The sequence below is a fragment of the Pseudarthrobacter adonitolis genome (assembly GCF_055412845.1).
Window position 1 is genome coordinate 32,797 of record NZ_JBVAYW010000016.1, and the last position, 13,623, is coordinate 46,419.

Annotated in this window: 6 protein-coding genes, 1 tRNA gene and 1 pseudogene; 5 read left to right on the forward strand and 3 right to left on the reverse strand. The window is 67.0% G+C overall.

The genetic code is table 11. The features are described from left to right. Positions 1 to 55 precede the first annotated feature (55 nt). Positions 56 to 2,080, forward strand: coding sequence for an FAD/NAD(P)-binding protein (locus ACZYZ4_RS14785; RefSeq protein WP_463862077.1), 2,025 nt, complete (start codon positions 56 to 58; stop codon positions 2,078 to 2,080). Positions 2,081 to 2,263: 183 nt separating this feature from the next. On the opposite strand, the gene ACZYZ4_RS14790 is transcribed toward ACZYZ4_RS14785, so the two are convergent. From ACZYZ4_RS14790 to ACZYZ4_RS14800, 3 genes and pseudogenes are all read right to left on the reverse strand, one after another. Continuing rightward, positions 2,264 to 6,829 carry an ExeM/NucH family extracellular endonuclease gene (locus tag ACZYZ4_RS14790; RefSeq protein ID WP_463862135.1) on the reverse strand — a complete coding sequence of 1,522 codons (4,566 nt, stop codon included), beginning with the start codon at positions 6,827 to 6,829 and terminating at the stop codon, positions 2,264 to 2,266. Positions 6,830 to 7,066: 237 nt separating this feature from the next. After that, a pseudogene (locus ACZYZ4_RS14795) lies at positions 7,067 to 7,835 on the reverse strand (VOC family protein). Positions 7,836 to 7,982: 147 nt separating this feature from the next. After that, positions 7,983 to 8,070: transfer RNA gene (locus ACZYZ4_RS14800), tRNA-Ser, on the reverse strand. 109 nt (positions 8,071 to 8,179) lie between these two features. Here ACZYZ4_RS14800 and ACZYZ4_RS14805 point away from each other — a divergent pair. The 4 genes from ACZYZ4_RS14805 (at position 8,180) to ACZYZ4_RS14820 (ending at position 13,528) form a co-directional block, all read left to right on the forward strand. After that, on the forward strand, positions 8,180 to 9,163 hold the full coding sequence (locus tag ACZYZ4_RS14805; protein ID WP_463862079.1) for an NAD(P)H-quinone oxidoreductase: 984 nt from the start codon (positions 8,180 to 8,182) through the stop codon (positions 9,161 to 9,163). Between the two features lie 120 nt (positions 9,164 to 9,283). Beyond that, positions 9,284 to 9,895 (forward strand): PadR family transcriptional regulator, encoded by a 612-nt coding sequence (locus ACZYZ4_RS14810; RefSeq protein WP_463862081.1) that lies wholly within the window; start codon positions 9,284 to 9,286, stop codon positions 9,893 to 9,895. Then, complete coding sequence (locus tag ACZYZ4_RS14815; RefSeq protein WP_463862083.1) at positions 9,892 to 10,629, forward strand: ABC transporter ATP-binding protein; 738 nt, start codon at positions 9,892 to 9,894, stop codon at positions 10,627 to 10,629. The genes ACZYZ4_RS14810 and ACZYZ4_RS14815 overlap by 4 nt, the downstream gene beginning before the upstream one ends. A gap of 1 nt (position 10,630) precedes the next feature. Beyond that, positions 10,631 to 13,528, forward strand: coding sequence for an ABC transporter permease family protein (locus ACZYZ4_RS14820; RefSeq protein WP_463862085.1), 2,898 nt, complete (start codon positions 10,631 to 10,633; stop codon positions 13,526 to 13,528). The last annotated feature ends 95 nt before the right edge of the window (positions 13,529 to 13,623 follow it).

Consider the following 13,623-nt stretch of genomic DNA (forward strand, 5'->3'; position numbering starts at 1 on the left):
TTTCGCGCCGCAAGCAAGTCAAGTGCCGGGGGCGCATGCCGATACTCTGGATGCCGTGGGTAAATCGAAGAGCATCCGGACAGCCATCATCGGCGCCGGACCCCGGGGAACCAGTGTGCTGGAGCGCCTGCTCGCACACGCCGCCGCCTACGCTGCTGTCCACCCCGGCCCCGCATCCCTCCATATCGACGTCATCGACCCCTATCCGGCGGGTCCGGGGCACGTGTGGCAGCCCGGCCAGTCCCGGCTGTACCTCATGAACACCCAGTCCTTCTATCCCACGGTCATCCCTGAGGACCCCCGGCTGGCGCCGCCGGTCGCGGGCACCACGTTCGAACGTTGGCGGGCCCGGCAGCAGCGTGATCCGATGCCGGCCCTGACGCCGGACGAGCGGTCCGAGCTGGCTGCCTTGGGATCGCGGGACTTCCCCAGCCGGGCACTGTACGGCCGCTACCTGCGCTGCACGATGGACGAGCTGTCGGCAAAACTGCCCGACGGCGTCACCGTCAGTTTTCACGAAACGACCGCCGTGTCGGTGCGCCCGTCAGGCGACGGAACAGCGGGGACGCCGGGGGAGGCCACCGCAGGGGACGGCACTCCGGGGGACGGCACCACGGGCGAGACAACACCAAGCACCAGAACGTTCGACGTCGGACTCGCCGGCGGCGGTTCACTCACCGTCGATTCCGTGGTCCTGGCCTTGGGGCACCTTCCGTCCCGGCTGAACCCTGAGCAGCGGGAACTCCAGGCGTCGGCCGGACAGCTGGGCCTGAGGTACTTGCCGCCGGCCGTCCCGGCGGACGTCGACTGGGCCGCGATTCCGGCCGGCGAACCGGTCCTGGTCCGGGGGATGGGGCTGAACTTCTTCGACGCGATGGGCCAGCTCACGGAGGGCCGCGGCGGAAAATTTATCGACGCCGGAACCCGGCTTGAGTATCAGCCTTCCGGCCACGAGCCGATCATCATTGCCGCCTCCCGCCGTGGCACCCCGTACCGTGCCAAGGCCGCGCTGGCCGGCTACTACCCGGCGTCGGTCACCCTGCGGTACCTGACCGATGCCGCGCTGGGGCGGTTCGCGGCCACCGGGATCCGCCCGGGTTTCGACCACGATCTCTGGCCCCTGCTGCACCGCGACACCCTCTGGGCCTACTACTCCACCCTGGTGCGCTCGCAGCCGGCGGCCGTCCCCGACGCCGCCGCGTTCCTGGCCGCGCTGGATGAGGCGTTGCGGCCGCATGCCCACAGCGCAGCCAACTGGGAAGCCGCGGTGGAGAGCGTCCTTGCCGTGCACGTCGGGCCGCGGCACCGGCTGGATCTGCGGGGCCTCGCGTCTCCCCTGGCGGGCAGGTCCTTCGTGTCGCGCGCTGAACTGGACGCCGCCGTCGTCGAGTATCTGCTCGATGACGCCCGCCGCTCCGCACTGGGCGAGGAGGATCCGGTGAAGATGGCCATCGGCGCCCTGCATCACGGGCGTGCGGTACTGAAAACGGCAGTGGCCGACGGCGGCATCACCGATCAGTCTTGGGTGGCCGGCCTCCGTGGCTGGTTTGAGTCGTTTGTGGAGGGCCTGGCCAGCGGGCCGCCTGCGCTGCGCGCTGAACAGCTGGCTGCCCTGGCGCGCGCCGGCGTGGTCAGTTTTGTGGGGCCCGACCCCCGGTTCAGCGTGGACCGACGGGCAGGCCGCTTTACCGCCGTCTCACCCTGGGTGAACGGTTTGCCGGTGGTGGCGAAGACCATGGTGGAGGCCCTCGCGCCGGCCAACCGCGTGTCAGCCAACGACTCACCCCTCCTGGAACAGCTCCTCGCCGACGGGATGGTGCGGCCCCGGCTGATGATGACGGTGGAAGGTGCGCCGGTGCAGGCCACGGGACTCGACGTTGCGCCGCACCCGTACCGGCCGGTGGCGGCCAACGGCTCGGTCACGGACGGTCTCTATGTGCTGGGCCTGCAGCTTTCGGCAACGCAGTGGGGCACGGCCATCGCCGCCGAGGCGATACAGCCGGGCGGACCCACATACGCCAGCGGGCAGCGGACGCTCCGCGACGCCGACGAAATCGCGCAGGCGATCCTCGGACACTGAGTCGAAATATTCGTCCTCACGTTCCCTGAGTTTTTGTCCAGGTAACGGCCCCTGAGCGCTCGGAAAAGCCGATTATCTGGACCAAAAACTCGAGAGTAAGAAAGTGCCCCTCCCCAACTGATTCAGTCGGGGAGGGGCACCTCTGTTTAAAGCTGGCCCGCCGTCAGGCGCTCGAGATTAGTGCTAGCCGCGCAGGCACTGCTGGTACTGGATCCACGCAATGCCGTAGCGGATCCAGCCCAGGATGTCGTACCACTTGGTGGGCGGTACTGGTGCAGTGCAGACCGGTGGAACGGGTACGTTGGCAGCGACCTGGACGGCAGCCTTCACCACGGTGCCGGACTCGGCAGCCGTGAGAACCAAAGTGCCGGATCCCTCAGCGGCGCCGGCGGGAACGGCGAGATTCACGGCGGCGGCGCCGGCCGAAACCGGCACCGTGCCAAGGCCCGTCACGGTCCCGGCGCTGTCCGTGAACACCGCAGCCAAGGAGGTATTCACCGGGCTGCCCAGCGAGGTGAGGTCCAGTTTGGAAACCGCCAGGGTGATGACGTCCCCGCCCTTGGCCTCCGCTGCCGTGGTGTTCACTACGGCCACCGTCCGCCGGGCGAAGTCCGGCGACACGGGATTGTGCGCCTGCAGGTACGTGATCCAGGCGTCCCGGTCCACCAGCCCTGAATCCTTGGTGCCGGTTCCGTCCTTGAACACCCGGAAGTTGTCGCCACCGGTAGCCAGGAAGCTGAACGTCCCGATCCGGTATGACTTCGCCGGATCGATCAGGGCACCGGCCACCCGGATGGAGGTGATCCGGTCACCGGCGGCACGCGTTGCGTCGTAGGTGTAGTTGACGTTCCTGGACAGGCCCAGCTGCTGGTAGGCGCGGCTGGGGACCGTGCCGTCGGCGTTCGTTTGCCACTGCTGCTCCAGGAGTGCCTTGAACTGCGCACCGGTCAGGGACGTGGTCCACAGGTTGTTCACAAACGGTAGGACCGAGTTGGCCTCCGCGTAGGTGATGGTGCCGTCCGGGGCGTAGTACAGCTCGTTGCGGAGGCCGCCGGGATTGACGACGCCGATTTCCGCGCCGCCCAGCTCGGCAGGCTGGAGCGACTCCAACAGTGAGTCGGCCACCATATTGCCCAGCGTCGATTCGCTGGCACGGTCATCGCGCTTGGCCGGCCCGCCTGCGGGGTCGGGTGTGAATGCTGTGGTGATATCAGCGGTCAGCGCACCAACCGGCTGGTTGCCGATCGCGGCTGCGTCGGCAAGGACCTTCTGAACAATCGCATCAACCGCTGCCACCCGCGGGTAGCCGGCCACCAGGCCGGCGGCGGCATCCGTGGTCCGCTTGACGTTCCCGGCCTTCGAAGCGGTCACTTCCTTGGTGGCCGTGTCCACCGTGAGCTGGATCTGCCCGATGTTCTCGCCGTAATTGCCGGTCTGGACAATCGGACGGGTCTTGCCGTCGGCCCCGGGGACCGGTGCGTCCCAGGCGTATTCCTTGTGTGTGTGGCCGGTGAAGATGGCGTCCACGTCGGCCGAGGTTTCGGTGACCAGCTTCGCGAACGGGCCGCCCGCTGCAACTTCCTGCTCGAGGGTGGGGCCGTCCGGCGTCCCTGACCCCGCGCCGTCGTGGTTTTCTGCGACGATCACGTCGGCGAGCTTCTCCGCCGTGATCTTGGCTGCCACGCGGTTGATGGCGTCCACCGGATCGCCGAATTCAAGATCGGCGATGCCGGCGGGTGTCACCAGGGACGGGACTTCCTGGGTGACCGTGCCGATGACGGCAACCTTTACGCCGTCCATGTCCAGCACCGTGTATTCCGGCAGGACCGGTTCGGTGGTTCCCTTCTTGTAAACGTTCGCCCCGAGCATCGGGAACGTGGCGTTGGTGCCGCCCGCAATGACGCGGTCGCGCAGGTCCGCCCAGCCGCCGTCGAACTCGTGGTTGCCCACGGCGGAAGCGTCCAGCTCCAGCGCGTTCAGCACATCGATGGTGGGCTGGTCCTTGGCAACAGCCGAAGCGAACAGTGATGCCCCGATGTTGTCGCCCGCGGACAGGAAGGCCGTGGCCCCGGGTGCGGCGGCGCGCAGCTTCTCGATGGTGCCGGCGAACAGCACCGTGTTGGTGTCGATGCGGCCGTGGAAATCGTTGATGCCCAGGAAGTTTAGCTCAACGCTGGCCGGCGTGACCGGGCCGGCAGGCAGGTCCAGCCCCACCACCACGGGATCGTGGTCGCTGGCACGGTACTGGTCCGGCGCATAGTAGTTGGTCACATTGTTGTTATACCTGCTGTACTCCAGCGCCACGGACTCTACGGAGTTGATGTTCCAGATGTCCGCGCCGCTGACCACTGCATCAGCGCCCGGGGAGGCCAGGATGTGGTCCAGCGAACCCACCAGGCCGCCGAAAAGGTAAGAGTGCTTCGCGGAGCCGTCGGTGTTCTTCGCTTTGCCGTCCTGGTTGACATAGCCGGCGTCCGTGAAGACATTCATCGGGTCTTCCTGGGCGTAGGAGTTGAAGTCGCCGATCAGGAAAACCTTGTCCGCGCCCTTCGTTGCCTGCAGACCGGTGGCGAAGTCCAGCAACGATTTGGCCTGGGCCGTGCGCGCCAGGTTCGAGGCTCCTTGGCCCTTGTCCGTGTCATCCGGCGTTGCAGCCGAACCCTTGGACTTGAAGTGGTTGGCGATGGCGATGAACTTCTTATCGTCCCCGGCGCCCACCGGCTTGAATACCTGGGCCAGCGGCTTGCGGGCGTTGGCGAAGGCGACAGTGTCGTTGTGGATGATGGACTCGCCCATCGGTTCGGCCACGGCCTTCTTGAAAATGAACGCGGTGCGGATCATGTCCTCGTCAGCCAGCGGGGGAGCGTTGGCGGGCGTGCGCACGAAGTCCCAAATGCCGGGAGTCGCGATGTTGAGGGCGTCCACCAGTTTGGCCAGGGCATCGTCGCGGTCCTTGCCGAACTGGGCGGAGTTTTCAATTTCCATGAGGGACACCACATCGGCGCCGGTCTTGGAGATCGCGGCCACGATCTTGTCCTGCTGGCGGAGGAAGTTCTCCGCGTTGGCTGCGCCGCGGGCGTTGCAGCCGCCCTGGACCGTGATGGGGTTGCCGTCGCGGTCCTTGTAGTACGTGCATCCCGTGAGGGTGTCGCCCGTGGTGGGGAAGTAGTTCAGCACGTTGAAGGAAGCGATCTTCAGGTTACCTCCGACGGCGGCGGGAGCCGCCGTCCGGGTGGCGCCGAAGCTGGCCGGCTGGACAGTGCCCTTGTTGGCCTCGGTGAGGTGGGTCAGCGGCTGGAACTTCCAGGCGTTATTGGCGTAGCTGAGCACCACGTTGGTAGCGAACGTCACCGGCGAGCCCACCCGGACCGGGTCCGTGGCGGTCAGGTATGGCAGTACCTGGGCTTTGCTGGTGGCGTCCTTCAAGAAATTCGTGCTGGCGCCGTCGTCGAGTTTGATGCCGCGGGTTGCGATGTCCGCCACGGCGGCCTGGTATCCGGCCGAGCCGTAACGCGCGACGGCGGTGGGCTGCACCAGCGGTGTGGTACCGCCCGAGAGGCCGATTTCGCCGTACTGGTTCAGGGAGTAGTTGTCGGTGACGGTGATCGGCCCTTGCGGTGCCAGCAGCATGCCCTCGAGTGCCTCGCGGAAGGTCTCGGCCGCCGGGAGCGTGAAGGCGGTGGCCTTCACTTCGGGGGCGGCGTCGGCGAGCTTGGTCAGCCCGGCGACGTCAGCCACGCTGACCTGGGTCATGCCGAAGAACTCGGAAACCTTCCCGGTGACTTCCACGAAGTCGCCGATCTGCACGGAGCCTGCGGTGGCAGGCGAGTAGACAAAAACAGCGTCCGACGCTGTGTGGCTGGCCGGGGTGAGGTGGCCACCGGTTCCGGGGGTCTGGACGTAGTAGCCGGCGAAACCGCCGGTGGGAAAGGCGGCAGTGACTTTGCCGCGCGTTGTCACGGCAGTGCCGGCCAGCGGACTGGCCGTTCCGGTGCCCTGGATTTCGGCAATGGTTTTGGTGCCGGTGCCGGGGACCGGGTCCGGCGTTGGATCGGGGTCCGGTGTCGGATCCGGATCCACGGTGCCGCCCGCCGCCGTCGGCGTGATGGCGGGGTTCAACGTGAAGTCTGCCCGGTTGCTGTTGCTGTCCGTCCCGGCGCTGCGGTTCAGGCTCTTGACATCGGCGTTGCCGGCGGGAAGTACGGCGGCCTGCGTTTCAAAGGTGTTGGACGAACCGTAGCCGAGGAGGTCTGCCACGCCGGCCGGTTCAATAACCGAGCCGGTGGTGAGGGTGGCGGCGGTGGCCTGCTTCGCCAGGACGATGGTTCCGGCGGAGCCGCTGAAGTTCAGGGAGGTCGCCACGAAATCCGGAGTCGGCAGCTCTGCACCTTCAACCCCACCGTTGTTGCTGCCGCCCTGGACCAGGTAGTGGCCCTTGGCAGGGATGGAACCGGTGAGGGCAGCCACGCTGGTGGGCGCCGCAGTTCCCGTGCCTGAACGGTACTGGACGGACCAGCCGTCGAGGGAGACCGCGGCGTCGGAGGTGTTGTAGAGCTCAACGAACTTACTCTTGTACGCTGCGCCGGAGCTGCCGCCGCTCAAATAGGCCTCGTTGATGACAACGGGTGAAGTGCCGGCCGCGGCCGGAGCTGCGTCGACGGCGAAGGCGGGGACCGCTGACAACGGAGCTGCGATAAGCCCCGCAGACAACGCTGTTCCGAACGCTAATTTCCACGGTGAATGGTGCATCCGCTCTACTTTCATTGGGGTGTCCCGGTAGGGGTTCGATGGAGTGTGTCCGGTTTGTACCGACGGACAGTGGCCGGACTCCACGTTTGATCAGGTGGTGTCCGGCACAGCAAAGCAGCGCCGAATGAACGCAAGGTTGATGGTGAGTGCATTTGGTGAAACGTCCGTGGGGCAAAACAATACCGGCCGGTAGCTTTAATGGAAGCTGCCGGCCGGTATTTCTTCAAGGGAATTTACTTATCCGATGATCTTGAACATCGCTCCCGTGGGGTCGGCCAGCGAGGCGAGGCGGCCGAACGGAGAGTCCTCCGGCCCGTCTATGACGGTGGCACCGAGCGAATCGGCCTTCTCAATCGAAGCGTCCGCGTCTTCGACGTTGAAGTAGATCTGCCAATTGGACGGAACGTCAACCGGCAGATACCCGGAGGCGTCCATGATGCCCGCCTTGGCGGAGTCCCCGGCGCCCAGGGTGGTGTACCGGAAGTCCGGCGTATCGCTCATGACATCCGTGTCCCAGCCAAACACGTCCTGGTAGAACTTCACGGCGGCGTCGTAGTCCTTGGTGTGGAGCTCGTGCCATGCGGCGGCGCCGGGCTCGGCTACGAGCTCATACCCCTTCATCTCGCGCGGTTGCCACACGCCGATTGCCGTGCCGGCTGCGTCGCCGAAGATGGCCATGTGGCCCTGTTCCGGAACATCCATGGGCGGCATGTAAACCTGGCCGCCGTTGGCCGCGACGGCGGACGCGGTGGCCTCGGCGTCGTCCGAGCGGAGGTACGTGGACCAGACGTCAGGCATGCCTGCCTGGTCTTCGTTTCTTCTGCATCAGCCCGGCCACGGTCTTGCCGTTCTTCCGCGCGGTGGTGTAACCGCCGTACTTCTCCTCGTCTCCGGTCTCGTATTCCCAGCCGAAGAGTTCGCCGTAGAACTGGCGGGCTGTGGCGATGTCTGACGTCATGAGGTCGATCCAGCAGGGTGCGCCGGGGGTGATCTCGGGTGAAGGCATGGTGGGCTCTGTCTGTCGATGGGTGGCAACAGAACCGACCCTATGTCCGGGCTCCGACAGTTTCAATGGGTTCGGTGTGGCGACCCATGAGCCGGTTAAACGAAGAAGCCCCGGCCCGCCATCATCTGGCGTACCGGGGTTCATTCGCGGAAGGTAAGAGATTCGAACTCTTGGTACGGGGTTACCGCACACTAGTTTTCAAGACTAGCTCCTTCGGCCGCTCGGACAACCTTCCCTAACGAGTAGTGTTTCATAGGCAGTTGGCTGCAACAAAACAGAGTCTGCCGTGCGTCCGGTGCACACTGGTTCTGGGGCACGAATCAGCTAGAAAACGGGAGTTCTCCATGAAAGCCGTCTACATTGCCGAACCCGGTGGTCCGGAAGTGCTGGAAGTCCGCGACGTGGACGCTCCGGTACCCGGTCACGGCGAGGTCTTGATCGACGTCGTCGCCGCCGGTCTGAACCGGGCAGACGTGCAGCAGCGCAGGGGCTTCTATCCGCCCCCGCCCGGCGCGTCCGAGATCCCCGGGCTGGAAGTCTCCGGGCGGATCGCCGGCTTCGGCCCTGGCGTCACCAAAGCGTTCTCCGTGGGTGACAAAGTGGTGGCGCTGCTGGCCGGCGGAGGCTACGCGGAGCAGGTTGCGGTGCCGGCGGAGCAGGTCCTGCGGATTCCCGACGGCGTTGATGTGGTCACTGCTGCGTCGCTGCCGGAAGTCGCAGCCACGGTCTACTCCAACCTGATCATGACGGCGCAGCTGCAGGCGGGCGAGACTGTCCTGATCCACGGTGCCACCGGCGGGATCGGTACCATGGCCATCCAAATGGCCAAGGCGTTCGGTGCCAAGGTGGCCACCACCGCGGGGACGGCGGAAAAGGTGGGGACCGCGAAGGCGTTCCTGGGCGCGGACATCGCCATCAACTACACCGAAGAGGACTTTCCGGAAAGCCTCCGGCGGCAGAACGGCGGCAAGGGTGCCGACGTGATCCTCGACGTCGTGGGTGCCATGTACCTGGCGCAGAACGTTGATGCGCTCGCTGACTATGGCCGGCTCGTTGTCATCGGCCTGCAGGGCGGGGCCAAGGGTGAGCTGGATCTTGGCCAGCTCCTGCGGAAGCGCGCGGCAGTGGTTGCCACGGCACTGAGGCCGCGCCCGGTGGCGGAAAAGGGCGCCATTATGAACGCAGTGCGCGAATCCGTGTGGCCCCTCATCACCGACGGCCGGATCCGTCCGCTGGTGGCCAAGACCTTCCCGCTGGACCAGGCTGCGGCCGCGCACCGGTACTTCGACAGCGGCGACCATGTGGGCAAGATCCTGCTGGTCACGTAGGCCGGGTAGATACTGAGTATTGCTTTGCGTTGCGGACTGGGTTAGCATCACTCTATACGCGGTATGCACGGGTCTTGGGGGTCCGTGCATACCGACGCTGACGCCACCGCTAGGAGCATCATGTCCATCCGCCATAGCCTCCTCGCCCTGCTGCAGGACCAGCCGCGTTACGGCTACCAGCTCAGGGTTGAGTTCGAAAACCGCACCGGGTCCACCTGGCCCCTGAACATTGGGCAGGTGTACACCACGCTGGACAGGCTGGAACGCGACGGTCTGGTCAGCAATGACGGCAGTGACGGCGAAGGCCATGTGGTCTACAGCATCACCCACGCGGGCAAGGCGGAAGTGCAGAACTGGTTTGCCGCCCCCGTGGAGCGCGCTAATCCGCCCCGGAACGAGCTGGCCATCAAACTGGCGCTCGCGGTCACGCTGCCCGGTGTGGATGTGCAGGCCATCATCCAGGCCCAGCGGGTGGCGTCCATCCGGGCGCTGCAGGATTACACCAAGGCCCGCCGCGATACGGCCGCCAACCAGCGGGCGGCGGATACCGCCTGGCTGCTGGTGCTGGATTCGCTGATCTTCCAAACGGAAGCGGAGGTCCGGTGGCTGGATCTTTGCGAGGCTCGGATGCTGCAGCAGGCGCAGACCGCTGGCCAGGCAACACCACGCAAATCGTCCAACGGGGTCACTGTGGAAGAGGCTGCCCCGCTCATCGCGGATAACCGCCGATGAGCGTCCAAGGGCCGCAGCAGGTCCTGGAACTCGCCAAGGTCAGCAGGACGTTCGGTGAAGGCGCGACGGCGGTCGCCGCCTTGCGCGAGGTTGACCTCAGTATCAGGGCCGGCGAGTTCGTCGCCGTGATGGGTCCGTCAGGTTCCGGGAAATCCTCCCTCCTGGCGCTGGCCGGGGGACTTGACCGGCCGACGTCGGGCGGTGTCTTTGTGGAATCAACGCCACTGGGCGGGCTGGGACTTAACGAACTAGCCCGGTTGCGCCGCCGCGCCGTCGGCTACGTCTTCCAGGACTTCAACCTTGTCCCCACGCTGACCGCGGCCGAAAATGTGGCGCTGCCGCTGGAGCTGGACGGGACGGGCACCCGGAAGGCGCAACGCCAGGCGCTGGATGCGCTGCGGCAGGTGGGGATCCCGGAACTCGCGGACCGCTTTATGGACCAGATGTCCGGTGGACAGCAGCAGCGGGTGGCAATTGCGCGGGCCATCGTGGGCGACCGCCGGCTGATCCTGGCCGACGAACCCACGGGAGCCCTGGATTCCACCACCGGCCACGGCGTGATGGAAGTGCTCCGCGGGCGTGCGGATGCCGGTGCGGCCGTGATGCTGGTGACCCATGAGGCCCGGCATGCCGCGTGGGCTGACCGGGTGGTGTTCCTCCGGGACGGCCGGATCGTGGACCAGGCAGCGGCCATGCACGATCCCGCCATGCTCCTCGCGCAGGCCGGCAACTGACATGGCACTCACCCTCGCGCCGGCGCCCGGCGGACGCCGGCAGGCTTTCCGCGTCGCCGTGCGGATGGCGCGGCGCGATATCCGCCGCCACAAAGAGCGTTCCCTTCTGATCATCCTGCTGATCATGCTCCCCGTGGCCGCAATGACCGGGGCGGCTACCCTCGTCCAGAGCACCCAGGAGACCGCAGCCGAACGCGTGCAGTACCAGCTCGGCACCACTCAGGCGCGGTTCCGGCCCATGGCCATGGCAAATGGAGTCATGGTCCAGCACCCGGTCGAGGAGCTGCAGATAACCACGAGCGACTGGGACAGCAACCCGGACTTCACGCCGACTGATCCGCAGGACGCGATTCCGGCCGGCTACGACGTGCTGACAGAATCCACCCTTGACCTCACCGCCGAGTCGGGTGCGGCGGACGTGCGTGTGGTGGGCCGGGCAGTGGACGCCATGGCCCCGGCATTTGCCGGAAAATACACCCTGCTGGACGGCAGGGTGCCCGGGAATGATGCCGAGATGCTCGTGTCGCCGGGGCTGCTGGAGCGGTTCGGGCTGGGGCTGGGGCAGGAACTGGCGACGTCGGCAGGGACCTTCGTTGCGGTCGGAACGCTCCGCGATGCGGGCTATTCGGACAGCAACTCCATCGTCTACCTCAAGCCCGGCCAGGGCAGGGTGGGCGTTCCTCTTCCGCCGGACTCCGCTGTCCGCGAGCCAACCGCGTCGGCCATCAAGTCCACCATGTATTACCTCGTGGGCTCGGAGCCGGCGACCTGGAGCCAGGTCCTTGCGGCCAACGCCGTGGGGGTCACGGTGCTGTCCAGGTCCGTGGTGCTGAATCCGCCGCCCCAAGGGGAGCGCGGGCCGGAAGGCGCAGGAACCTTGTCCAGCGCGTCGTTGCCGCTCGCCGCCTATGCGGCAGGGGCGCTGCTGGGTGCTCTGGCACTGTTGGAGGTGGGGCTGCTGGCGGGAGCCGCGTTTGCCGTGGGCGCCAAGGGGCAGGTCCGGGAACTGGCCCTGCTGGCCGCGACGGGGGCCGAAAGCCCCACCATCCGCTCGGTGGTTATGGCGGCCGGCCTGTGGCTCGGCGGCATTGGCGTGGCAGCCGGCGCCGCTGTGGGGCTGGCCGCAGCCGCAGGGGTGGTGATCGTTGCGCGCCTGAACGGGTCAGTCCGATTCCCGGGCTTCCATCCGGACGCGCTGCTGACGGTCCTGGTGATGGTCATGGGCTATGTTGCGTGTCTGCTGGCTGCCTTGGCCCCGGCGCGGCAGGTGGCGCGGCAGGCCGTTCTGGGCGCGCTCAAATCGGGGCGGGCACCGGCGCCGGCCGGCAGGGCGTCCACGGTGGTGGGTGCTGTCCTGTTGGGCGTGGCCGCCGCGGCACTCGCGGCCGGCACGTGGCTTGCCGTCAGCAGCGAAGACCCTGACGTGTTCACCTCAAGGACGCCGGTCATTGCCTGGTTCCTGCTGGGAGGCGCGGTACTTGGCGTTACGTCCCTGGGCCTGCTGACCGGCGAGGTGGTGGCTTTCCTTGCCAAGCGGGCGTGGCGGCTTCCGCTAGCCGCACGCATGGCCGCCCGGGACTCTTCCCGCAACCGCAGCCGGACGGTTCCGGCGGTTGCCGCCGTCCTCGCGGCCGCCACCCTGGCCAGTGCCGGCATGGTCCTGGCGGCCAGCCAGCAGGCGAACGAGCAGCAAAACCACTACTGGTCCGCGTTGCAGAACCAAGCGGTCCTGCCGTTGTCCGTGGGGCAAACCCCACTGGCTGACGGCACTATGCCGGACCCGTTACGGATTGAACCCACTACTGTGGTGTCCGCCCTGACTGGCGCCCTGGACACCGTCGAATGGACCAGTGTGCTGCGCACAGCCGCCACCTGGAACTGCGAAACACGGCCCGAACTGGTTGACGCGTCGCCCGCCCAGACGCCGACATCGAGCTGCCTGCAATACTCGCTGGCGACGCCGGAAGGCAACGCGTGTCCCGTGACCGCCGGCGGGCGTGTCGTCGATCCGGAGGACTGGCGCTGCCAGGGACCGATGCGTCCGTATGAGTCCTGGGGACGTGCCGACCCGATCGTCGTCGGAACCGCGGGGGATGTCGCAAGGCTGTTTGGAACGGCGCCGACGGCGGAAGCACGCGACGTGCTGGCGGCCGGAGGAATGGTGGTGACCAACCCCGTGTTCGTCCGCGACGGGCATGCGGCCTTGGTGGCGCAGGACGTGCGCAAGCCCGCGCCCGGCGATCCCGCCACAGGCGCCTTCCAGGGGTACCAGGAGACGGGGCGGACGGAAGTTGCCGCGGCAGTGCTGGAACCGGCCGTCAATGTGCCATACTACGGAGTCGTGTCCCCTGAGGCTGCGGCCGCCGCCGGGATGCGAGTGGAAGAAGGCTCCCTGCTGGTCCAGCTCAGCGCCTACCCGGATGCCGCCCAGATGGATAAAGTGTCTGCCGCCCTCGCCGGCATCTACGCGGGCCGCTACGGGTCAATGCATGTCGAGCCCGGCGCCGAGCGGGACGCATCTCTGATCCTCTGGTCCATCGTGGGTCTGGGGGCGCTGATCACGCTCAGCGCGGCGGGCATCACCACGGGACTGTCCATGGCGGACTCACGGAAAGACCACGTGACCCTAGCCGGGGTGGGTGCGGCCCCGCGCTTGCGGAAGGCGCTCGCAGGTTCGCAGGCGCTGATGACGGCAGGTCTCGGAACTGTGCTGGGAAGTGTTGCCGGGATAGTGCCCGCCGTGCTGCTGGTGACCGCAACCGGGATGGCGCGGACCGCCGTCGTTCCCTGGCTCCAGCTCGTGGCGCTGCTGATCGCGGTGCCGCTCACCGGTGCGGCCCTGGCGTGGCTGTTTACCCGGGCGAGGCTTCCGGGTTCCCGCCGGGAGGTGGGGACCTGAGCGGTCTGCCGCGGCAGCTGGGCGGGTGGGGAGCTGGGCAGCGGAGTGGGGTAGGGCCGGAATTAGGTCACACAGTTGGGTCTTTTTGATTGGGC

Coding starts and splice junctions, on each gene's coding strand:
- ACZYZ4_RS14790 (WP_463862135.1), bottom strand. CDS start 6,829: ATGCACCATTCACCGTGGAAATTAGCGTTCGGAACAGCGTTGTCTGCG.
- ACZYZ4_RS14805 (WP_463862079.1), top strand. CDS start 8,180: ATGAAAGCCGTCTACATTGCCGAACCCGGTGGTCCGGAAGTGCTGGAA.
- ACZYZ4_RS14810 (WP_463862081.1), top strand. CDS start 9,284: ATGTCCATCCGCCATAGCCTCCTCGCCCTGCTGCAGGACCAGCCGCGT.
- ACZYZ4_RS14815 (WP_463862083.1), top strand. CDS start 9,892: ATGAGCGTCCAAGGGCCGCAGCAGGTCCTGGAACTCGCCAAGGTCAGC.
- ACZYZ4_RS14820 (WP_463862085.1), top strand. CDS start 10,631: ATGGCACTCACCCTCGCGCCGGCGCCCGGCGGACGCCGGCAGGCTTTC.